This is a genomic window from Micromonospora sp. C97 (assembly GCF_018070385.1).
In the GTDB taxonomy this organism is placed as follows: domain Bacteria; phylum Actinomycetota; class Actinomycetes; order Mycobacteriales; family Micromonosporaceae; genus Micromonospora; species Micromonospora parva.
The window spans coordinates 144477-165780 of the sequence record NZ_JAGPXU010000002.1; the positions used below are offsets into that span (position 1 = coordinate 144477).

General features: G+C 67.7%; 21 protein-coding genes. All 21 read right to left on the reverse strand.

Annotated features, from left to right (window positions below; genetic code table 11):
- Window positions 1–24: 24 nt before the first annotated feature.
- Window positions 25–303 carry a 30S ribosomal protein S17 gene (rpsQ, locus tag KBX26_RS03825; RefSeq protein ID WP_030329894.1) on the reverse strand — a complete coding sequence of 93 codons (279 nt, stop codon included), beginning with the start codon at window positions 301–303 and terminating at the stop codon, window positions 25–27.
- A complete protein-coding gene (gene rpmC, locus KBX26_RS03830; RefSeq protein WP_007465283.1) occupies window positions 300–536 on the reverse strand; it encodes a 50S ribosomal protein L29 in 237 nt (78 codons plus the stop codon). The genes rpsQ and rpmC overlap by 4 nt, the downstream gene beginning before the upstream one ends.
- Complete coding sequence (gene rplP, locus KBX26_RS03835; protein ID WP_007465292.1) at window positions 536–961, reverse strand: 50S ribosomal protein L16; 426 nt, start codon at window positions 959–961, stop codon at window positions 536–538. Before rplP ends, rpmC begins: the two co-directional genes overlap by 1 nt.
- Before the next feature lie 3 nt (window positions 962–964).
- Window positions 965–1834: a 30S ribosomal protein S3 gene (rpsC, locus tag KBX26_RS03840; RefSeq protein ID WP_007465294.1), complete on the reverse strand. Its 870-nt coding sequence runs from the start codon at window positions 1832–1834 to the stop codon at window positions 965–967.
- Window positions 1834–2292, reverse strand: a complete 459-nt coding sequence (rplV, locus tag KBX26_RS03845; protein ID WP_007465297.1) for a 50S ribosomal protein L22 — start codon at window positions 2290–2292, stop codon at window positions 1834–1836. Before rplV ends, rpsC begins: the two co-directional genes overlap by 1 nt.
- A 41-nt stretch (window positions 2293–2333) precedes the next feature.
- The gene (gene rpsS / locus KBX26_RS03850) at window positions 2334–2615 is read right to left on the reverse strand and encodes a 30S ribosomal protein S19 (RefSeq protein ID WP_007465299.1); all 282 of its coding nucleotides are present in this window, start codon (window positions 2613–2615) and stop codon (window positions 2334–2336) included.
- A 12-nt stretch (window positions 2616–2627) separates the two neighbouring features.
- Window positions 2628–3467 carry a 50S ribosomal protein L2 gene (rplB, locus tag KBX26_RS03855; RefSeq protein WP_030329891.1) on the reverse strand — a complete coding sequence of 280 codons (840 nt, stop codon included), beginning with the start codon at window positions 3465–3467 and terminating at the stop codon, window positions 2628–2630.
- A gap of 12 nt (window positions 3468–3479) precedes the next feature.
- Window positions 3480–3782 carry a 50S ribosomal protein L23 gene (gene rplW, locus KBX26_RS03860; protein WP_007465304.1) on the reverse strand — a complete coding sequence of 101 codons (303 nt, stop codon included), beginning with the start codon at window positions 3780–3782 and terminating at the stop codon, window positions 3480–3482.
- Window positions 3779–4429, reverse strand: coding sequence for a 50S ribosomal protein L4 (gene rplD, locus KBX26_RS03865; protein WP_030329890.1), 651 nt, complete (start codon window positions 4427–4429; stop codon window positions 3779–3781). Before rplD ends, rplW begins: the two co-directional genes overlap by 4 nt.
- A complete protein-coding gene (gene rplC / locus KBX26_RS03870; RefSeq protein WP_030329888.1) occupies window positions 4426–5091 on the reverse strand; it encodes a 50S ribosomal protein L3 in 666 nt (221 codons plus the stop codon). The genes rplD and rplC overlap by 4 nt, the downstream gene beginning before the upstream one ends.
- Before the next feature lie 11 nt (window positions 5092–5102).
- On the reverse strand, window positions 5103–5411 hold the full coding sequence (gene rpsJ, locus KBX26_RS03875) for a 30S ribosomal protein S10 (protein ID WP_007073037.1): 309 nt from the start codon (window positions 5409–5411) through the stop codon (window positions 5103–5105).
- Window positions 5412–5761: 350 nt separating this feature from the next.
- Window positions 5762–6955, reverse strand: a complete 1194-nt coding sequence (gene tuf, locus KBX26_RS03880) for an elongation factor Tu (protein ID WP_030329885.1) — start codon at window positions 6953–6955, stop codon at window positions 5762–5764.
- Between the two features lie 212 nt (window positions 6956–7167).
- The gene (fusA, locus tag KBX26_RS03885) at window positions 7168–9264 is read right to left on the reverse strand and encodes an elongation factor G (protein ID WP_030329884.1); all 2097 of its coding nucleotides are present in this window, start codon (window positions 9262–9264) and stop codon (window positions 7168–7170) included.
- A 74-nt stretch (window positions 9265–9338) separates the two neighbouring features.
- Complete coding sequence (rpsG, locus tag KBX26_RS03890) at window positions 9339–9809, reverse strand: 30S ribosomal protein S7 (RefSeq protein ID WP_007465317.1); 471 nt, start codon at window positions 9807–9809, stop codon at window positions 9339–9341.
- A 1-nt stretch (window position 9810) separates the two neighbouring features.
- Window positions 9811–10185: a 30S ribosomal protein S12 gene (rpsL, locus tag KBX26_RS03895; RefSeq protein ID WP_007465318.1), complete on the reverse strand. Its 375-nt coding sequence runs from the start codon at window positions 10183–10185 to the stop codon at window positions 9811–9813.
- A gap of 508 nt (window positions 10186–10693) precedes the next feature.
- Window positions 10694–11074, reverse strand: coding sequence for a hypothetical protein (locus KBX26_RS03900; protein WP_030329882.1), 381 nt, complete (start codon window positions 11072–11074; stop codon window positions 10694–10696).
- A 713-nt stretch (window positions 11075–11787) separates the two neighbouring features.
- Complete coding sequence (locus KBX26_RS03905; protein WP_210859764.1) at window positions 11788–12156, reverse strand: hypothetical protein; 369 nt, start codon at window positions 12154–12156, stop codon at window positions 11788–11790.
- Between the two features lie 94 nt (window positions 12157–12250).
- Window positions 12251–16138: a DNA-directed RNA polymerase subunit beta' gene (locus KBX26_RS03910; RefSeq protein ID WP_030329878.1), complete on the reverse strand. Its 3888-nt coding sequence runs from the start codon at window positions 16136–16138 to the stop codon at window positions 12251–12253.
- Between the two features lie 80 nt (window positions 16139–16218).
- Window positions 16219–19650, reverse strand: coding sequence for a DNA-directed RNA polymerase subunit beta (locus KBX26_RS03915; protein WP_030329876.1), 3432 nt, complete (start codon window positions 19648–19650; stop codon window positions 16219–16221).
- A gap of 569 nt (window positions 19651–20219) precedes the next feature.
- Window positions 20220–20609 (reverse strand): 50S ribosomal protein L7/L12, encoded by a 390-nt coding sequence (gene rplL, locus KBX26_RS03920; RefSeq protein ID WP_030329874.1) that lies wholly within the window; start codon window positions 20607–20609, stop codon window positions 20220–20222.
- A 54-nt stretch (window positions 20610–20663) separates the two neighbouring features.
- Window positions 20664–21209, reverse strand: coding sequence for a 50S ribosomal protein L10 (rplJ, locus tag KBX26_RS03925; protein WP_030329872.1), 546 nt, complete (start codon window positions 21207–21209; stop codon window positions 20664–20666).
- Between the last annotated feature and the right edge of the window lie 95 nt (window positions 21210–21304).

Here is a 21304-nt window from a genome sequence, read left to right on the forward strand (position 1 = left end):
ACGCCGGGCGAGCTCGAGCCTTCGCTACTTGGCCTTTTCCAGGATCTCCACGATCCGCCAACGCTTGGTGGCGCTCAGCGGCCGGGTCTCCATGATGAGAACCCGGTCACCGGTGCCAGCGGCGTTCTGCTCGTCGTGCACCTTCAGCTTGCTGGTACGGCGCATGATCTTGCCGTACAGCGCGTGCCGAACCCGGTCCTCGACCTCGACCACGACGGTCTTGTCCATCTTGTCGCTGACCACCAGGCCCTCACGGACCTTGCGGCGGGACCGCGCGGCGGCGGTGGCGGTCTCTTCGGTCATGATGCAGTCACCTCAGTCGGCGCGGCCGAGAGCCCCAGCTCGCGCTCGCGCATGATCGTGTAGATCCGGGCGATCTCCCGACGGATGACCTGCAACCGCCGGTTGTTGTCCAGCTGCCCGGTTGCGGCCTGCACGCGGAGGTTGAACAGCTCCGCCTTGGCCTCCCGCAGCTTCGTGACCAGCTCCTCCTCGGAGAGCTCACGCAGCTCGGTCGCCTTAACGCCCGCTGCCATCAGGATTCACCCACTTCGCGCGTAACAATGCGGCACTTCATCGGGAGCTTGTGGATCGCGCGACGCATGGCCTCTCGCGCGATCTGCTCGTTGGGGAAGGACATCTCGAAGAGAACCCGCCCCGGCTTGACGTTGGCGACCCACCACTCGGGCGAACCCTTACCGGAACCCATCCGGGTCTCGGCAGGCTTCTTGGTGAGGGCCTGGTCCGGGAAGATCGTGATCCAGACCTTGCCACCACGCTTGATGTGGCGAGTCATCGCGATACGTGCCGACTCGATCTGCCGGTTCGTCACGTACGCCGGCTCGAGAGCCTGGATCCCGAACTCGCCGAACACCACCCGGTTACCACCCTTGGACGCGCCACTGCGGTCCGGGTGGTGCGGCTTGCGGAAGCCCTTCGGGGGCTTGCGCGGCATCAGCATCTGTCAGCCCTCCTGCTGCGTTTCTGCCGGAGCAGCAGCGGCGGCGACAGCTGCGCTGTCGACCGGCTCACCGCTCGGCGTCTCGGCCTGCTGCGCGATGGTGGTCGCAGCAGCCCGACCGGCCTCGGTGCCACCAGCCGTGGTGCCGGACGAACCCGACCGGCCACGGCGCGGACGCTCGGGACGGTCGCCGCGCTCACCACGACGCGGGCGGGACGGACCGGCCTCGGCCGGAGCCTCCCGGCCCGGGACGGCGTCGCCCTTGTAGATCCAGACCTTCACACCGATCCGACCGAACGTGGTACGGGCCTCGAAGAAGCCGTACTCGATGTTGGCCCGCAGCGTGTGCAGCGGAACCCGGCCCTCACGGTAGAACTCGGTCCGGCTCATCTCGGCGCCGCCGAGGCGACCCGAAACCTGAACCCGGATGCCCTTGCAGACCGGGTTCTTCATCGCCGACTGCATGGCCTTGCGCATCGCCCGACGGAAGCTGACCCGGCTGGACAGCTGCTCGGCCACGCCCTGCGCGACCAGCTGAGCGTCCGACTCGGGGTTCTTCACCTCGATGATGTTCAGCTGAACCTGCTTGCCGGTGAGCTTCTCAAGCTCGCCGCGGATCCGGTCGGCCTCCGCACCCTTACGGCCGATGACGATGCCCGGCCGGGCGGTGTGGATGTCGACCCGGACCCGGTCGCGGGTGCGCTCGATGTCGACCTTGGAAATCCCGGCACGCTCGAGGCCCTTGGACATCATGCGGCGGATCTTGACATCCTCGCCGATGTAGTCCTTGTAGAGCTTGTCCGCGAACCAGCGGGACTTCCAGTCGGTCGAGATGCCGAGCCGGAACCCAGTGGGGTGAACCTTCTGACCCATTACTCGGCGTCCTCCGTCTTGCTCTGCGCTTCGGCCGGTGCGGCCTCCGTGGCCGGGGCGGCCTTCTTAGCCGCGGCCTTCCTCGGTGCTGCCGGCGCGACCGCTTCGACCGCCACGGTGATGTGGCACGTGCGCTTGCGGATGCGGTAGGCCCGACCCTGGGCCCGCGGCTGGAACCGCTTCATCGTCGGGCCCTCGTCCACGAAGGCCTCGCTGACGAGCAGCGCGTCGGGGTCCAGCCGCTCGTTGTTCTCCGCGTTGGCGATCGCGCTAGCGAGCACCTTGTACACCTGCTCGCTCGCAGCCTGCGGCGCGAACTGCAGCACCGTGAGCGCCTCCTTCGCGGGCAGGCCGCGGACGAGGTTGACCACCCGGCGCGCCTTCATCGGCGAGATGCGCACGTGCCGCGCAACCGCCCGCGCGCCCGGAAGCACCGGAGCGTCGCCCTTTCCTGGCATCGCTGTAACCCCTTGTTCCCTCTATCCGTATGCCCGCGGCGTCAGCGCCGACGGCTCTTCCGGTCGTCCTTCTCGTGACCCTTGAACGTGCGGGTCAGCGCGAACTCGCCGAGCTTGTGCCCGACCATCGCCTCGGTCACGAACACCGGGACGTGCTTGCGTCCGTCGTGCACGGCGATCGTGTGCCCCAGCATCTCGGGGATGATCGTCGAGCGCCGCGACCAGGTCTTGATCACGTTCTTGGAGCCCTTGTCGTTCTGAACTTCCACCTTCTTGAGCAGGTGGTCGTCGACGAACGGGCCCTTCTTCAGGCTGCGAGGCATGTCTTATCTCCCTCAGCCGCGCTTACGCGTGGCGTAGCGACGGCGGACGATCAGCCGGTCACTCGGCTGGCCCTTACGGCGGGTGCGGCCCTCGGGCTTACCCTGCGGGTTGACCGGGTGGCGACCACCGGAGGTCTTACCCTCACCACCACCGTGCGGGTGGTCGACCGGGTTCATGGCGACACCACGGACGGTCGGGCGCTTGCCCTTCCACCGCATCCGGCCGGCCTTACCCCAGTTGATGTTCGACTGGTCGGCGTTGCCGATCTCGCCGATGCTGGCGCGGCAGCGCACGTCGACCCGCCGGATCTCACCGGACGGCATACGCAGGGTCGCGTACGCGCCCTCACGGCCGAGCAGCTGGATGCCGACGCCGGCGGAACGGGCCAGCTTGGCCCCGCCACCCGGACGCAGCTCCACGTTGTGGATGGTGGTACCGACCGGGATGTTGCGCAGCGGCAGGTTGTTACCCGGCTTGATGTCGGCGCCCGGGCCGGACTCGACGCGGTCGCCCTGCTTCATGTCCTTCGGCGCGATGATGTACCGCTTCTCGCCGTCGGCGTAGTGCAGCAGTGCGATACGCGCGGTGCGGTTCGGGTCGTACTCGATGTGAGCGACCTTCGCCGGCACGCCGTCCTTGTCGACCCGCTTGAAGTCGATCAGACGGTACTGGCGCTTGTGACCGCCGCCGTGGTGCCGCGTGGTGATCCGGCCGTGGGCGTTACGCCCGCCCTTCTTCGGCAACGGAGCCAGCAGCGACTTCTCCGGCGTGGACCGGGTGATCTCGGCGAAGTCAGCGACACTCGAGCCACGTCGGCCCGGCGTCGTCGGCTTGTACTTACGGATAGCCATTGTCTACACCCCTCAGCTGACCGGGCCGCCGAAGGCCTCGATGCGGTCACCGTCAGCCAGCTTCACGATCGCCCGCTTGGTCGCCTTGCGCTGACCGAAGCCGGTCTTGGTGCGCTTGCGCTTACCCTGGCGGTTGAGCGTGTTGACCGTCAGGACGCGGACGTTGAAGATCTGCTGGATAGCGATCTTGATCTCGGTCTTGTTCGCGTCCGGGTGCACCAGGAAGGTGTACCAGTTCCGGTTCAGCTCGCTGTAGCTCTTCTCCGAGACGACCGGCGCAACGATGATGTCGCGCGGATCGGCGATGGTGCTCACTTGCCACCCTCCTCGGTGGTCTCGGCGGGCACGCCCAGGAACTCGTCCAGGGCGTCCTTGGTGAAGACCACGTCGTCGGCCACCAGCACGTCGTACGTGTTCAGCTGGCCGGACTCGATCAGGTGCACCCGCGGCTCGTTGCGCAGCGACACCCAGTTCAGTTCGTCGGTGCTGCTCAGCACCACCAGGACCCGACGGGCCTCGGTGAGCTTGGTCAGCGTGGCCAGGGCCGCCTTGGTCGACGGCTTCTCGCCCGAGACGAACGCCTCGACGACGTGCACCTGCCCGGCGCGGGCCCGGTCGGAGAGGGCACCGCGCAGAGCGGCGGCCTTCATCTTCTTCGGGGTCCGCTGGCTGTAGTCGCGCGGCACGGGACCGTGCACGACGCCACCGCCGGCGAACTGCGGCGCGCGGATCGAGCCCTGCCGGGCGCGACCGGTGCCCTTCTGCTTGTACGGCTTCTTGCCGCCACCGGCGACCTCGCCGCGGGTCTTGGCCTTGTGCGTGCCCTGTCGGGCCGCCGCGAGCTGGGCCACCACGACCTGGTGCATCAGCGCGACGTTGGCCTGCACGTCGAAGATGTCCGCCGGCAGCTCGACCGAGCCACTGGTGGTGCCTTCGACGGTGCGCACGTCAACGGTGGTCACTTGGCCGCACCGCCCTTCTTCACCTTGCTCTTGGCCGCGGTACGGACCAGAACGAGCGCGCCCTTCGGACCAGGAATGGCACCCCGGACGAGCAGCAGGTTGTTCTCGGTGTCGACCGCCTGGACGGTGAGGTTCTGCACGGTGTACCGCACGCCACCCATCCGGCCGGCCATCCGGGTGCCCTTGAAGACACGACCCGGAGTGGCGCAGGCGCCGATGGAGCCGGGCGAGCGGTGCTTGCGCTCGACACCGTGGCTGGCGCGCAGACCGTGGAAGCCGTGCCGCTTCATCGGGCCGGCGTAGCCCTTGCCCTTGGTCTTGCCGGTGACGTCGATGGTGACGCCGGCCGGGAACTCCTCGACAGTGACTTCCTGGCCGAGCGAGTATTCCCCAGCGTCGGTGGTGCGCAGCTCGACGATGTGCCGGCGCGGCGCCACGTCCGCCTTGGCGTAGTGACCGCTGATCGGCTTCTTGACCTTGCGCGGGTCGATGGTGCCGTACGCCAGCTGGACCGCGGAGTAACCGTCCTTCTCGGCGCTACGAACCTGGCTGATGACGCACGGGCCGGCCTCGACCACGGTCACGGGAACAACACGGTTGTTGTCCCAGACCTGGGTCATGCCGAGCTTGGCGCCCAGGATCCCCTTGACTTGCCTGTCCATTTGTCCGGTCCCTACAGCTTGATCTCGATGTCGACGCCAGCCGGCAGGTCGAGGCGCATGAGCGAGTCGACCGTCTTCGGGGTCGGGTCGATGATGTCGATCAGCCGCTTGTGCGTGCGCATCTCGAAGTGCTCGCGCGAGTCCTTGTACTTGTGCGGCGAGCGGATAACGCAGAAACGGTTGATCTCCGTGGGCAGCGGCACCGGGCCCGCGACCTGCGCCCCGGTGCGCGTCACCGTCTCGACGATCTTCCGAGCCGAGGAGTCGACGACCTCGTGGTCATAGGCCTTGAGCCGGATGCGGATCTTCTGTCCCGCCATGGTGGCTTCTGTTCCTTCTCTCGATGCCGCTGTGTTGCGGGCGCCTGTACCGGCTGGCACAGGCCCACTTCGCCGACCCCCGCGGTCGGGCGTGTCGCGCCCTCGGGCCGAGCTCCGCCCCGTGGTTCCGGAGTGGTGCTGACCGCGCGGTGGGTCAAGGCGCCGATCGCATTACCGCGACCTGAACGCCGTGCGAGGGTGGTTGGCGACTGGGCCGCCAACCACCCTACGCTCGACTGCCTCGCCACCCGGAGGTTCAGCGAAAGCCGAACACAGGCGACGAACTGTCGTTACGCAACCTGACTAGTATGCCGCACGACCGGCGGCGGGTCTAATCGGGGTTACCTAGCTCACTTGTTGATCTTGGTGACGAACCCGGCGCCGACGGTGCGGCCACCCTCGCGGATCGCGAACTTGAGGTTCTCCTCCATGGCGATGGGCTGGATCAGCTTCACCGACATGGAGGTGTTGTCACCCGGCATGACCATCTCGGTGCCCTCGGGGAGGGTGACGACACCGGTGACGTCAGTGGTCCGGAAGTAGAACTGCGGACGGTAGTTCTGGAAGAACGGGGTGTGCCGGCCGCCCTCCTCCTTGGAGAGGATGTAGACCGTCGCCTCGAACTCCGTGTGCGGGGTGTTCGAGCCCGGCTTCACGACGACCATGCCGCGCTCGACCTCGTCGCGCTTGGTACCACGCAGCAGCAGGCCGACGTTCTCACCTGCGCGGGCGTCGTCCAGGGTCTTCCGGAACATCTCGATCGCGGTGACCTTGGTCTTGAAGCTCTTCTCCTTGATACCGACGAGCTCAACATCCTCGTTCGGCAGGAGAACGCCGCGCTCCACGCGACCGGTGACGACGGTGCCACGACCAGTGATCGTGAAGACGTCCTCAACCGGCATCAGGAACGGCTTGTCAACCTCGCGCTCCGGCTGCGGGATCGAGGTGTCGACAGCGGTCATCAGCTCCAGCAGCTTGCCGGTCCACTCGGGGTCACCCTCGAGGGCCTTCAGCGCCGAAACCCGAACGACCGGCAGGTCGTCACCCGGGTACTCCTGCGAGGAGAGCAGCTCACGGACCTCGAGCTCGACGAGCTCCAGGAGCTCCTCGTCATCGACCATGTCGCTCTTGTTGAGCGCCACGACGATGTACGGCACACCGACCTGACGGGCCAGCAGCACGTGCTCACGGGTCTGCGGCATCGGGCCGTCAGTCGCCGCCACCACCAGGATCGCGCCGTCCATCTGCGCGGCACCGGTGATCATGTTCTTGATGTAGTCGGCGTGCCCAGGGCAGTCGACGTGCGCGTAGTGCCGCGACTCGGTCTGGTACTCGACGTGCGCGATCGAGATCGTGATGCCGCGGGCCTTCTCCTCCGGCGCCTTGTCGATCTCGTCGAACGGCGTGTAGGGGTTCAGGTCCGGGTACTGGTCGTGCAGGACCTTGGTGATGGCCGCCGTCAGCGTCGTCTTACCGTGGTCGATGTGACCAATGGTGCCGATGTTGACGTGCGGCTTAGTCCGCTCGAACTTAGCCTTCGCCACTGGTGTCCTCCTGTGGACTTCTTGGTTCGTACGCCCGGCGCGCCGGTCGGCGCTTAGGACTCTGTCGACAGCCTTTCCGGCCTGACGGCCGGAGAGCCTTTGTGGGTTCTGCGGCGATGAAGCCTACAGGCCCGGTCTCACGCGATCCGATCGTGGTGGCCGCGGGCGGGTGAAACCTCCCGCGACCAACCACGAATCACCTGCTCAGGGTGCTACTCGCCCGTCGCCTTGGCGATGATCTCCTTGGCCACCGAGGCCGGAACCTCGGCGTAGGAGTCGAACTGCATGCTGTAGCTCGCCCGGCCCTGGGTCTTCGACCGCAGGTCGCCGACGTAGCCGAACATCTCCGACAACGGCACCAGAGCCCGGACGATGCGGGCGCCACTGCGCTCCTCCATCGCCTGGATCAGGCCGCGGCGGGAGTTGAGGTCGCCGATGACGTCACCCATGTTCTCCTCAGGAGTGGTGACCTCAACGGCCATCATCGGCTCAAGGAGTGCGGGATCGGCCTTGCGGGCCGCGTCCTTCATCACCATGGAGCCGGCGATCTTGAATGCCATTTCCGACGAGTCGACCTCGTGGTACTGGCCGTCCAGCAGGGTCAGCTTCACGCCGACCAGCGGGAAGCCGGCGAGGATGCCGTACTGCATCGCGTCCTGCGCACCCGCGTCCACCGAGGGGATGAACTCCCGGGGGATGCGGCCACCGCTGACGGCGTTGGCGAACTCGTAGGTCGGCGAGTCGTTGTCCAGCGGCAGCGGCTCGACGCTCACGATCACGCGGGCGTACTGGCCGGAACCACCGGTCTGCTTCTTGTGGGTGTACTCGACCTTCTCCACCTTGCGGCGGATGGTCTCGCGGTACGCCACCTGCGGCTTGCCGATGTTAGCTTCGACGTTGAACTCGCGGCGCATCCGGTCGACCAGGATGTCCAGGTGCAGCTCGCCCATGCCGGAGATGACCGTCTGACCGGTCTCCTCGTCCAGCTTGACGCGGAAGGTCGGGTCCTCCTCCGCCAGCCGCTGGATGGCGGTGCTGAGCTTCTCCTGGTCGGCCTTGGTCTTCGGCTCGATGGCGACCTCGATGACCGGCTCCGGGAAGGTCATCGACTCCAGGATGACCGGGTTCGCCGGGTCGGACAGCGTGTCACCGGTGGTGGTCTGCTTGAGACCCTGCACCGCGATGATGTCGCCAGCCTGGGCCGAGCTGCGCTCTTCCCGCTTGTTGGCGTGCATCTGGTAGATCTTGCCGATGCGCTCCTTGCGGTCCTTGGTGGAGTTGACCACCTGGGTGCCGGTCTCGACCACGCCGGAGTAGACCCGGACGTAGGTGAGCTTGCCAAGGTGCTTGTCGGTCTGGATCTTGAAGGCCAGACCGGAGAACGGCTCCGACTTCGAGGGCTTACGCACCAGCGGGGTCTCACCGTCGGTGGCCGTACCCTCGATCGCCGGAACGTCCAGCGGCGACGGCAGGAAGTCGACCACGGCGTCGAGCATGGGCTGGACGCCCTTGTTCTTGAACGCCGAGCCGCAGAGCACCGGGTTGGCCTTGCCGGCGATGGTGGCACGCCGGATGGCGGCCTTGATCTCCTCGACGGAGACCTCTTCGCCCTCCAGGTACTTCTCCATCACCGCGTCGTCGACGTCGGCGAGGGTCTCCATCAGCTTCTCGCGCCACTCGGCAGCGGAGTCGGCCAGGTCGGCCGGGATCTCCTCAACCGCGTAGTCCTCACCCTTCTGGGTCTCCCCACGCCAGGTGAGGGCGCGCATGCCGATCAGGTCGACGACACCGATGTGGTCACCCTCGAGCCCGATCGGGATCTGGAGCACCAGCGGGGTGGCGTTCAGCCGGTCGATCATCATCTGCACGCAGCGGAAGAAGTCGGCACCGGTCCGGTCGAGCTTGTTGACGAAGCACATCCGCGGGACGTTGTACTTGTCGGCCTGCCGCCAGACGTTCTCCGTCTGCGGCTCCACGCCGGCGACACCGTCGTAGACCGCGACCGCACCATCCAGGACCCGCAGCGACCGCTCGACCTCGACCGTGAAGTCGACGTGACCCGGCGTGTCGATGATCTGGATCGTGTGGCCCTTCCACTCACACTTGGTGGCAGCGGAGGTGATGGTGATGCCACGCTCCTGCTCCTGCTCCATCCAGTCCATGACGGCAGCGCCCTCGTGGACCTCACCGATCTTGTACGTGATACCGGTGTAGAACAGGATTCGCTCGGTGGTCGTGGTCTTACCGGCATCGATGTGCGCCATGATGCCGATGTTGCGTACGTTGGCGAGCGCGTCTGCGGCGGCCACTTCAATCCCTACTTATCGTCGTCTCGACTCAACTGGTGGCGGTTCCGGCGCCCGTAGGCGCCGGAACCAGGGTGTTACCAGCGGTAGTGCGCGAAGGCCTTGTTCGACTCGGCCATCTTGTGCGTGTCCTCGCGCCGCTTGACGGCGGCACCGAGGCCGTTGCTCGCGTCCAGCAGCTCGTTCATCAGCCGCTCGACCATGGTCTTCTCGCGCCGGGCGCGGGAGTAGGTGACCAGCCAGCGCAGGCCCAGGGTGGTCGCCCGGGTCGGGCGGACCTCGACCGGAACCTGGTAGGTGGCGCCACCGACCCGGCGGCTACGCACCTCGAGGGTCGGCTTGACGTTGTCCATCGCCCGCTTGAGGGTGACGACCGGGTCGGTGCCGGACTTCTCGCGGCAGCCCTCGAGGGCCGCGTACACGATGGACTCGGCGAGCTGACGCTTGCCGCGGAGCAGGATCTTGTTCACCAGCTGGGTGACCAGCGGCGAGTTGTACACCGGGTCAGCGACCAGCGGCCGCCGCGGAGCGGGTCCCTTACGCGGCATGTCAGCTCTTCTCCTTCTTCGCGCCGTAACGGCTGCGCGCCTGCTTGCGGTTGCGGACACCCTGGGTGTCCAGCGAGCCGCGAACGATCTTGTAACGCACGCCGGGGAGGTCCTTCACCCGGCCACCGCGGACGAGCACGATCGAGTGCTCCTGCAGGTTGTGACCGACGCCGGGGATGTAGGCGGTCACCTCGATCTGGCTGCTGAGCTTCACGCGAGCGACCTTGCGCAGCGCCGAGTTCGGCTTCTTCGGGGTGGTGGTGTACACGCGGGTGCACACGCCGCGCCGCTGAGGGGAACCCTTCAGCGCCGGGGTCTTGGTCTTGGTCGTCTTCGCCTGGCGGCCCTTTCGGACCAGCTGCTGGATCGTGGGCACCGGGTTTCTCCGCTCCCTTCGGCCGCATCCGCGGCCGCGCCGTCTGCTCGTTAGCCGGCCTGATGACCGGCTCTCCTACATTCCGACCAGGGCCACCTTGCGGAGACCCCGGCACCCGCGGTCGGGCGTGTCGCCCTCGTCACGGTCCCGTTGCGACGCTCTCGCGTGCGTACCGGGTTTTGTCACCGGCACGCGGGTCGCCCCGCCCCGGATCCTTGGCTTGTCGTGCCGCCGTCCGTAAGCCGGTAACAGCGCACGCACGAGTTGCCCGGGCATGCCCGGGCACAAGGGGAAAGAGTACCTACCACAACCGCCCAGGTCAAAACGGAATGGCCCGGCGGCAGTCTCACACCCGCCAGCCGTATCTCGTCCTGCCCGGTCGCCCGCGATGGGCACCTACGAATACAAGTGTACCGGCTCTCCCGCAGAAGCACCCATCGCCCCCGGGCGGACCGGAAGCCTTCCGCGGGGAACCCCCGTCAGGTGTCGGATCTGTCGATGATCACTTTCAGGTCAGTGCGAGCAGCAGGGCCAGGCCCAGGCCCAGCGCACTGAGCACCGCCCCCACCGCGCCGCAGCTGATCCCCGCCATCGCCAGCCCACGCCCGGTGAACTGGACCGCGGAGGGCGCGGCCGGCCGACCGATCTGCCGCCGGCCGAGCAGCCCGACGACGACCGCCGCACCGCCGGCCAGCACACCCAGCGCGGCGAACGCTCCGGAGGCCCAGGCACCGCCGTCGTTCATGAAGGCCACCCCGAAGCAGATCACCAGTAACGACACCAGGACCGACGCGATCCCCGCCACCAGCGCTCCGATGGCCAGCCCGGAGGTGACCGGCGCCACGTCCAGGTGCACGACACCGAACGGCGTGCCCGACACCGACTCCACCCGCTTCGGCGGCCGGCGTTGGTCGTCGGTGGGTGGCGCAACCGAGCGCCCCGGCGAGCCACCCCACCCGGGACCGTGCCCCGGCGGCGGACCCCATCCGGGCGGGCCGCCGGACCCGGACGACGGCGGACCCCACCCGTGCGGTGCTCCCGGCCCCGACGACGGCGGACCCCACCCGTACGGCGCTCCCGGCCCACCCGGCGGCGGACCCCAACCCTGCGGTGCTCCCGGCCCCGACGACGGCGGACCCCAGCCATGCGGTGCTCCGGGCCCACCTGCCGGCGGACCCCAACCCTGCGGTGCCCCCGGCCCCGACGACGGCGGACCCCACCCGTACGGCGTTCCCGGCCCGGATGACGGCGGACCCCAGCCCTGCGGCGTCGAGGTCGGCGTGCTGGAGACCGGGTGCGGCTGGCCGGAGCCGGGCGTCGAGGTCGTGCCCCAGCCGGGGTACGGCTCCGCAGCGGGCGGCGCATCCGGGGTGGGCACCGGAGGGTGCTCCGCACCGCCCGGGCCCGGCCGCGCCCAGTCACTCGGCTCGGACGCAGGAGCCGGCGTGTCCGCAGGGGGGCCGTCCGGTTCGTCCGCAGGGGGCCGCGCCGGTTCCGTCACGAGGTCCTCCTGTCGAAAGGCCGCCACCGCCACGCGGCGGACACCGGCCAGGCTACCGCCGCGAGCGCCGCCACCCGCGCCGGGCGCGGCCACCGGCGGCCTCAGTCCATGTTCGCCGGGTAGTCGTGGCCGAACGGGGCACCGGCCAGCCGGACCACCCCGATGACCACAGCGGCCACCACGCTGACCGCGACCAGCACCAGACCGGTCCAGGCCATCCGCTCCCCCCGCCGCAGCCACACGCTGCCGGTCAGGAAACCCCCCGACGCGTACGCCTCGCGGCGCGCCTGCCGGGCCAGTTGCAGGGCCACGGTGGCCGGCACCACGCCTCCGATGAACAACCCGGTCAGCATGCCGAGCAGGCCGAGCGCGAAGACCGCCCGTGCCTTCGTGGCGCGGGCCGGGTCCGGGTCCAGCGGGTGACGCAGGTCCGGCTGGGCGACGGACACCTGCCCGGGTGCTGTCGTCATACCCCCATCATGCCGAACCCGGTCGCGGGGTGGGTGGGCACGGACACGACGAGGCCCCCGGCTTTCACCGGGGGCCTCGTCGTGTTACTGGTGCTTAGCGGTACGACCCGAAGTCGAAGTCGTCCAGCGGCACGGCCTGCCCGCTGGCCGGCCCGAACCCGTAGTCGGTCTCCGGGTAACCGGTCATCGAGTAGACCTTGGCCTTCGCCTCCTCGGTCGGCTCGACCCGGACGTTGCGGTACTTGCTGATGCCGGTACCGGCCGGGATGAGCTTTCCGATGATCACGTTCTCCTTGAGGCCGACCAGCGAGTCGCTGCGCGAGTTGATCGCGGCGTCGGTCAGCACCCGGGTGGTCTCCTGGAAGGAGGCCGCCGAGAGCCAGGAGTCGGTGGCCAGCGAGGCCTTGGTGATACCCATCAGCACCGGACGACCGGCGGCGGGCTCGCCGCCCTCCGAGACGAGTCGGCGGTTCTCCGACTCGAACAGCGCCCGGTCGACGAGCACACCCGGCAGGAACTCGGTCGAGCCGGAGTCGATGACCGTCACCCGCTTGAGCATCTGGCGGATGATGATCTCGATGTGCTTGTCGTGGATGAGCACACCCTGCGAGCGGTAGACCTCCTGGACCTCACTGGTCAGGTGGACCTGGACCGCCCGCGGACCCATGATCCGCAGCAGCTCGTGCGGGTCGATGGTGCCCTCGGTCAGCTTCTCGCCGACCGCGACGTGACCGCCGTCGTGGGTCCGGAGCTTGACGCGCTTCGAGATCTTGTCGTAGACGATCTCGTCGCTGCCGTCGTCCGGCACCACGATGATCTTGCGCGAGCGCTCGCCGTCCTCGATCCGGATCCGGCCCGGGGTGTCGGCGATGGGCGCCTTACCCTTCGGGACCCGAGCCTCGAAGATTTCCTGAACACGCGGCAGACCCTGGGTGATGTCCTCACCCGCGACACCACCGGTGTGGAAGGTACGCATTGTCAGCTGCGTACCGGGCTCACCGATGGACTGGGCGGCGATGATGCCGACCGCCTCGCCGATGTCGACCGACTTACCGGTCGGCAACGACCGGCCGTAGCAGGCCGCGCAGACGCCGAGCTTCGACTCGCAGGTGAGCACGCTGCGCACCCGGACGGTCTCCACACCAGCGGCGACGATCTTGTCGACCCCGATGGAGTTGATGTCCTGCCCGCGCTCGGCGACCACGGTGCCGTCCGGCCCCTTGATGTCGTCGGCGAGGGTCCGGGCGTGCACGCTGGTCTCGGCGTGGGTGTGGACGACGAGCTTGCCGTCCAGCTTCTCGCCGATCTGCATCGGGATCGCCCGGTCGGTGCCGCAGTCCTCTTCACGGATGATGACGTCCTGCGAGACGTCCACCAGACGACGGGTCAGGTAACCCGAGTCGGCGGTACGCAGCGCGGTGTCGGCCAGACCCTTGCGGGCACCGTGCGTGGAGATGAAGTACTCCAGCACGGACAGACCCTCCCGGTAGCTGGCCTTGATCGGCCGCGGGATGATCTCGCCCTTGGGGTTGGCCACCAGACCACGGATCGCCGCGATCTGCCGGAGCTGGAGCAGGTTACCGCGAGCACCCGAGTTGATCATCTTCCACAGCGGGTTCTCCTGCGGCAGCGCGGTGTCCATCTCCTTGGCGACCTCGTTGGTCGCCTTGGTCCAGATCTCGATGAGCTCGCCGCGACGCTCCTCGGCGGTCATCAGACCACGCTGGTACTGCTTGTCGATCTGGTCGGCGTCCTTCTCGTACCGGGCCAGGATCTCCGCCTTACGCGGCGGCGCGATGACGTCCTCCATACCGATCGTCACGCCGGACCAGGTGGCCCAGTGGAAACCGGCCTCCTTGAGCCCGTCCAGGGTGGCGGCCAGCGCCACCTTGGGGAAGCGCTCGGCGAGGTCGTTGACGATCGCGGAGAGCTGACCCTTGCGGATCTCGTAGTTCACGAAGCGGTAGCCCTGCGGCAACGTCTCGTTGAACAGCACCCGGCCCAGGGTGGTCTCCACGGTCAGCGGGTCACCCTCGACCCAGCCCTCCGGGGCGGTCCACGCCTCGGCGCCAGCACCGTTGTCGACCCCGACCACGTCACGCAGGCGGATCTTCACCGGCGCCTGCAGGTGCAGCTCGCCGTTGTCGAAGGCCATCCGCGCCTCGGCGTCCGAGCTGAACGCCCGGCCCTCGCCCTTCTCACCAGCGGTGCGGTGGGTGAGGTGGTACAGACCGATGACCATGTCCTGGGTGGGCATGGTGACCGGCTTACCGTCGGCCGGCTTGAGGATGTTGTTCGACGACAGCATCAGGATCCGCGCCTCGGCCTGAGCCTCGGCGGACAGCGGCACGTGCACCGCCATCTGGTCACCGTCGAAGTCGGCGTTGAACGCGGTGCAGACCAGCGGGTGGATCTGGATGGCCTTGCCCTCGACCAGCTGCGGCTCGAAGGCCTGGATGCCCAGGCGGTGCAGGGTCGGCGCCCGGTTGAGCAGCACCGGGTGCTCGCCGATGACCTCTTCCAGCACGTCCCACACGACCGGGCGCTGACGCTCGACCATCCGCTTGGCGGACTTGATGTTCTGGGCGTGGTTGAGGTCGACCAGCCGCTTCATCACGAACGGCTTGAACAGCTCCAGTGCCATCTGCTTGGGCAGACCGCACTGGTGCAGCTTGAGCTTCGGGCCGACCACGATGACCGAACGGCCGGAGTAGTCGACGCGCTTGCCCAGCAGGTTCTGGCGGAACCGGCCCTGCTTGCCCTTGAGCATGTCGGACAGCGACTTGAGCGGGCGGTTACCCGGGCCGGTGACCGGCCGGCCGCGACGGCCGTTGTCGAACAGCGCGTCGACGGCCTCCTGGAGCATCCGCTTCTCGTTGTTGACGATGATCTCGGGCGCGCCGAGGTCGATCAGCCGCTTGAGGCGGTTGTTCCGGTTGATCACGCGGCGGTACAGGTCGTTCAGGTCCGAGGTCGCGAAGCGGCCACCGTCGAGCTGCACCATCGGGCGCAGGTCCGGCGGGATGACCGGGACGCAGTCCAGCACCATGCCGAGCGGCGAGTTGCGGGTGTTCAGGAACGCCGCGACGACCTTGAGTCGCTTGAGCGCCCGGATCTTCCGCTGGCCCTTGCCGGACCGGATGGTCTCCCGCAGGCTCTCGGCCTCGGCGTCGAGGTCCATGTTCTGGACCAGCGCCTTGATCGCCTCGGCGCCCATGGAACCGGTGAAGTACTCACCGAACCGGTCGCGCAGCTCGCGGTAGAGCAGCTCGTCGGTGACCAGCTGCTTCGGCTCCAGCTTGCGGAAGGTGTCCAGCACCTCGTCCAGGCGGTCGATCTCGCGCTGGGCCCGGTCGCGGATCTGGCGCATCTCGCGCTCTCCGCCCTCCTTGACCTTGCGCCGGACGTCCGCCTTGGCACCCTCGGCCTCCAGCTCGGCCAGGTCGGCCTCGAGCTTGGCGGCCCGCTTCTCGATCTCCGAGTCGCGGCTGTTCTCGGACTGCCGCTTCTCGGCCAGGATCTCGTTCTCGATCGTCGAGAGGTCGCGGTGACGCGACTCCGCGTCCACGCTCGTCACGACGTACGAGGCGAAGTAGATGATCTTCTCGAGGTCCTTGGGGGCGAGGTCCAGCAGGTAGCCCAGCCGGCTCGGAACGCCCTTGAAGTACCAGATGTGGGTCACCGGAGCGGCGAGCTCGATGTGCCCCATCCGCTCACGACGGACCTTGGAGCGAGTCACCTCGACGCCGCAGCGCTCACAGATGATGCCCTTGAACCGGACCCGCTTGTACTTACCGCAGTAGCACTCCCAGTCCCGCTGCGGACCGAAGATCTTCTCGCAGAAGAGTCCGTCCTTTTCCGGCTTCAGGGTGCGGTAGTTGATCGTCTCAGGCTTCTTGACCTCGCCGTGCGACCACTGACGGATGTCGTCAGCGGTGGCGAGACCAATGCGCAGCTCGTCGAAGAAGTTGACGTCGAGCACTATGTCCCCTATGTCGTCGTCTGTACTGCTAATTCTCGGGCGGGGTCGGGAGCCGGCGAGCCGGCCCCCGACCGCACACCTCAGACCTCTTCGACCGAGCTCGGCTCGCGCCGGGACAGGTCGATGCCCAGCTCCTCAGCGGCCCGGAACACCTCGTCGTCGGTCTCGCGCATTTCCAGGGCCACACCGTCGCTGGAGAGCACCTCAACGTTGAGGCACAGCGACTGCAGCTCCTTGAGCAGCACCTTGAACGACTCCGGGATGCCCGGCTCCGGGATGTTCTCGCCCTTGACGATGGCCTCGTAGACCTTCACGCGGCCGAGCACGTCGTCGGACTTGATCGTGAGCAGCTCCTGCAGGGCGTAGGCAGCGCCGTACGCCTGCATCGCCCAGCACTCCATCTCACCGAAACGCTGACCACCGAACTGCGCCTTACCACCCAGCGGCTGCTGCGTGATCATCGAGTACGGTCCGGTCGACCGAGCGTGGATCTTGTCGTCGACCAGGTGGTTGAGCTTCAGGATGTAGACGTAGCCGACGGCGATCGGGTCCGGCAGTGGCTCACCGGAACGACCGTCGAACAGCTGCGCCTTGCCGGTACGCCCGATCAGCTGCTTGCCGTCCCGGTTGGGCAGGGTCGACTCGAGCAGGCCGGAGATCTCCTCCTCGCGGGCACCGTCGAAGACCGGGGTGGCCACGTTGGTGTCCCCCTCGGACTCGTGCGCGTCGATCGAGCGCAGCTGGCGCTTCCAGTCGGCGTCGTCACCCTCGACCTTCCAACCGGTCTTGGCGACCCAACCGAGGTGGGTCTCCAGCACCTGGCCGATGTTCATCCGGCTCGGCACACCGAGCGGGTTGAGCACGATGTCGACCGGGGTGCCGTCCTCCAGGAACGGCATGTCCTCGATCGGCAGGATCTTCGAGATGACACCCTTGTTGCCGTGCCGGCCGGCGAGCTTGTCGCCGTCCTGGATCTTGCGCTTCTGGGCGACGTAGACCCGGACCAGCTCGTTGACACCCGGCGGCAACTCGTCGCCGTCCTCGCGGGAGAACGTACGCACACCGATGACCGTGCCGGTCTCGCCGTGCGGCACCTTCAGCGAGGTGTCCCGAACCTCACGCGCCTTCTCACCGAAGATCGCGCGGAGCAGCCGCTCCTCCGGGGTCAGCTCGGTCTCACCCTTGGGCGTGACCTTGCCGACCAGGATGTCGCCGGGGACGACCTCGGCACCGATCCGGATGATGCCGCGCTCGTCGAGGTCAGCGAGCATTTCCTCGCTGACGTTCGGGATGTCGCGGGTGATCTCCTCCGGACCGAGCTTGGTGTCCCGGGCGTCGACCTCGTGCTCCTCGATGTGGATCGAGGTGAGCACGTCCTGCTGCACGAGGCGCTGCGACAGGATGATCGCGTCCTCGTAGTTGTGGCCCTCCCAGCACATGAACGCCACCAGCAGGTTGCGTCCGAGCGCCATCTCGCCCTCGTCGGTGCAGGGACCGTCGGCGATGACCTGACCGGCCTCGACGCGGTCGCCCTCGAAGACCACCGGCTTCTGGTTGACGCAGGAGCCGGCGTTGGAGCGGCGGAACTTGTGCAGCAGGTACGTCCGGCGGTGGCCGTCATCCTGGTGGATGGTGACGTAGTCGGCGCAGAGATCCTCGATCACACCGCCGACCTCGGCGACCACCACGTCGCCAGCGTCGACAGCGGCCCGGTACTCCATGCCCGTACCCACGAGCGGCGCCTCGGCCTTGACCAGCGGCACCGCCTGGCGCTGCATGTTCGCGCCCATCAGTGCCCGGTTGGCGTCGTCGTGCTCGAGGAACGGGATCATGGCGGTCGCGACCGAGGTCATCTGCCGAGGCGAGACGTCCATGTAGTCGACGGCGGCGGGGACCACGTCCTCGGTCTCGCCGCCCTTACGACGGCAGAGCACCCGGTCCTCGGCGAACGTGCCGTCAGCCTTCAGGCGCGCGTTGGCCTGGGCCTTGACGAACCGGTCCTCCTCGTCCGCGGTCAGGTAGTCGATCTGGTCGGTGACCCGACCGTCGACGACCTTCCGGTACGGCGTCTCGATGAAGCCGAACGGGTTGACCCGGGCGAAGGTGGACAGCGCGCCGATCAGGCCGATGTTCGGGCCTTCCGGCGTCTCGATCGGGCACATCCGGCCGTAGTGGGACGGGTGCACGTCGCGGACCTCGAAGCCGGCCCGCTCCCGGGACAGACCACCCGGGCCGAGCGCGCTCAGCCGGCGCCGGTGGGTCAGGCCCGCCAGCGGGTTGGTCTGGTCCATGAACTGGGACAGCTGGGACGTCCCGAAGAACTCCTTGATCGCCGCCACCACCGGGCGGATGTTGATCAGGGTCTGCGGGGTGATCGCCTCGACGTCCTGCGTGGTCATCCGCTCACGGACGACCCGCTCCATCCGGGACAGGCCGACCCGAACCTGGTTCTGGATCAGCTCGCCCACGGTACGGAGCCGCCGGTTGCCGAAGTGGTCGATGTCGTCGGCCTCGTAGCCCTCCTCACCGGCGTGCAGCCGGCACAGGTACTCCACGGTGGCGACGATGTCGTCCTCGGTCAGCGTGCCGGTGGTGATCGGCACGTCGACTTCGAGCTTCTTGTTGAACTTGTAGCGCCCGACCTTGGCGACGTCGTACCTCTTCGGGTTGAAGAAGAGGTTGTCGAGCAGGGTCTGGGCGTTCTCGCGCGTCGGCGGCTCGCCAGGGCGCAGCTTGCGGTAGATGTCGAGCAGCGCCTCATCGGCGCCGGCGATGTGGTCCTTCTCGAGCGTCGTCATCATCAGCTCGGACCACCCGAACCGCTCACGGATCCGCTCGGCCGACCATCCGATGGCCTTGAGCAGGACGGTGACGGCCTGGCGACGCTTACGGTCGATACGTACGCCGACCGTGTCGCGCTTATCGATGTCGAACTCCAGCCAGGCACCCCGACTCGGGATGACCTTGACGCTGGAGAGGTCGCGGTCGGAGGTCTTGTCCGGCTGCTTGTCGAAGTAGACGCCCGGAGACCGGACGAGCTGGCTGACCACGACGCGCTCGGTGCCGTTGATGACGAAGGTGCCCTTGGGCGTCATCATCGGGAAGTCACCCATGAACACCGTCTGGCTCTTGATCTCGCCAGTGGTGTTGTTGGTGAACTCCGCGGTCACGAAGAGCGGAGCGCAGTAGGTCAGGTCCTTCTCCTTGCACTCCTCGATCGAGGCCTTGACCTCGTCGAAGCGCGGCGCTGAGAAGGAGAGCGACATGGTGCCGGAAAAGTCCTCAATGGGACTGATCTCTTCAAGGATCTCCGCGAGACCCGAGCGTGCGTGCGGGTCGTCCGCCGACCGGCCCTGCCAAGCCTCGTTGCCGACGAGCCAGTCGAAGGACTCGTTCTGAATGGCAAGGAGGTTGGGGACCTCGAGGTGTTCGGTGATCCTGCCGAATGAAACTCGGCGGGGAGCGAATGCGCTCGACGTACGACTGGTCTTCGCAGGGCGGGAAGCTGCCAAGATGCGTCCTTCCGAGGACCGGTGCTGCAGAACGGCTGGTACGCGTGCACTCCAATGACCCCACCAGAAATATCCGTAAACGGACATTTCCGAGCAGGGGTCAAGTCGGAAGGCAGCGCAAACTAGCAGTGTAGCCGAGAGGCTAACCGCTGTCCAGCCCACCCCGCAGGTTGTTTGCGGAGCGCTCCTCGGCCCCCGTTACCGGGGTCAGCCGGGCCGCTCAGAACGCAACTCCCCACTGGGCCGCTCGGGTTACCGCGGCCGATGGTGCCGCCGCTGTCATACCCACGTCGTGGCCGTCGCAAGCGCGGTGTCTTGCTGGTGTCAGCGTGCCTGGCAGCCCCGGGCCGCGTCAAGGGCCGGTATTGCCCTCGCCCCGTGTTTCCCCCTGGAGAGCGACCGGCCGCCCTCGTTCCGGTCGCCGGATCCGCAGGTCGGAGCCCAGCTCAGGGCCGATCGGAGCCAACACCACCAATACGGCGGGCGGTGATCCGTGTCGGATCACCGCCCGCCGCCACGCGAATCGTGTCCCAGCTCACGAGCCGGGTACGCGTAGGTGGAACGTCAGGTCACTTGAGGGTGACCTTGGCGCCCTCGCCCTCGAGCTTGGCCTTCGCCTTGTCGGCGGTCTCCTTGTTGACCTTCTCCAGGATGGCCTTCGGCGCGGACTCGACCGCGTCCTTGGCCTCCTTGAGGCCCAGGCCGGTCAGCTCACGCACGACCTTGATGACCTGGATCTTCTTGCCACCGTCAGCCTCGAGGATGACGTCGAACTCGTCCTTCTCCTCCTCGGCCGGGGCAGCAGCGCCACCGGCGCCACCGCCGGCAGCGGCAACCGCGACCGGAGCAGCGGCGGTGACCTCGAAGGTCTCCTCGAACTGCTTCACGAACTCAGAGAGCTCGATCAGCGTCATCTCCTTGAACGCGTCGAGCAGCTCGTCGGTGCTGAGCTTCGCCATGTCTGGCGTCCTTTCCTGTTTCTGTTAAGTAAGAACTGGTGCGCCGTGGGGGCCTCAGGCCGCCTCGGCGCCCTCCTTCTCGCGCTTGTCCTGCAGTGCAGCCGCCAGACGGGCGGTCTTCGACAGCGGGGCCTGGAACAGGGCCGCGGCCTTGCTCAGGTTGCCCTTCATCGCGCCGGCCAGCTTGGCCAGCAGCACCTCGCGGGACTCCAGGTCGGCAAGCTTCGTGACCTCGGCCGCGGAAATGGCCTTGCCCTCGAAGACACCGCCCTTGATGACGAGCTTCGGGTTGGCCTTCGCGAAGTCGCGAAGCCCCTTCGCCGCCTCGACGACGTCGCCCGAAACGAAAGTCAGCGCGGTAGGACCGGTGAACAGCTCGTCGAGGCCGGTGATGCCCGCGTCCGTCGCAGCACGCTTGGCCAGCGTGTTCTTCGCGACCGTGTAGCTGGTGTCGGCGCCGAGCGAGCGCCGAAGCTGGGTGAGCTGGGAAACCGTCAGACCGCGGTACTCGGTCAGCACGGTGGCGCCCGAGCTGCGGAAGCTCTCGGTCAGCTCAGCGACGGCCGTGGCCTTGTCGGCCCGGATCGGCTTGTCCGCCATGTCCCTCCTCTCTCGTTACTCGAGGCTGGTCCCCGTCTCGGCCGAAGCCGGAACGGGGGCGGAGGCAGCACGACAACGAAAAAGCCCCGGCGCAG

Bases quoted from the DNA above. Each gene is read 5' to 3' on its own strand.
- rplL (WP_030329874.1), bottom strand. From the start codon at position 20,609: ATGGCGAAGCTCAGCACCGACGAGCTGCTCGACGCGTTCAAGGAGATG.
- rpmC (WP_007465283.1), bottom strand. From the start codon at position 536: ATGGCAGCGGGCGTTAAGGCGACCGAGCTGCGTGAGCTCTCCGAGGAG.
- rpsQ (WP_030329894.1), bottom strand. From the start codon at position 303: ATGACCGAAGAGACCGCCACCGCCGCCGCGCGGTCCCGCCGCAAGGTC.
- rpsC (WP_007465294.1), bottom strand. From the start codon at position 1,834: ATGGGTCAGAAGGTTCACCCCACTGGGTTCCGGCTCGGCATCTCGACC.
- rpsJ (WP_007073037.1), bottom strand. From the start codon at position 5,411: ATGGCGGGACAGAAGATCCGCATCCGGCTCAAGGCCTATGACCACGAG.
- KBX26_RS03905 (WP_210859764.1), bottom strand. From the start codon at position 12,156: ATGACGACAGCACCCGGGCAGGTGTCCGTCGCCCAGCCGGACCTGCGT.
- rplB (WP_030329891.1), bottom strand. From the start codon at position 3,467: ATGGCTATCCGTAAGTACAAGCCGACGACGCCGGGCCGACGTGGCTCG.
- rplC (WP_030329888.1), bottom strand. From the start codon at position 5,091: ATGGACAGGCAAGTCAAGGGGATCCTGGGCGCCAAGCTCGGCATGACC.
- rplP (WP_007465292.1), bottom strand. From the start codon at position 961: ATGCTGATGCCGCGCAAGCCCCCGAAGGGCTTCCGCAAGCCGCACCAC.
- rpsG (WP_007465317.1), bottom strand. From the start codon at position 9,809: ATGCCGCGTAAGGGACCCGCTCCGCGGCGGCCGCTGGTCGCTGACCCG.
- rplV (WP_007465297.1), bottom strand. From the start codon at position 2,292: ATGCCAGGAAAGGGCGACGCTCCGGTGCTTCCGGGCGCGCGGGCGGTT.
- rpsS (WP_007465299.1), bottom strand. From the start codon at position 2,615: ATGCCTCGCAGCCTGAAGAAGGGCCCGTTCGTCGACGACCACCTGCTC.
- rplJ (WP_030329872.1), bottom strand. From the start codon at position 21,209: ATGGCGGACAAGCCGATCCGGGCCGACAAGGCCACGGCCGTCGCTGAG.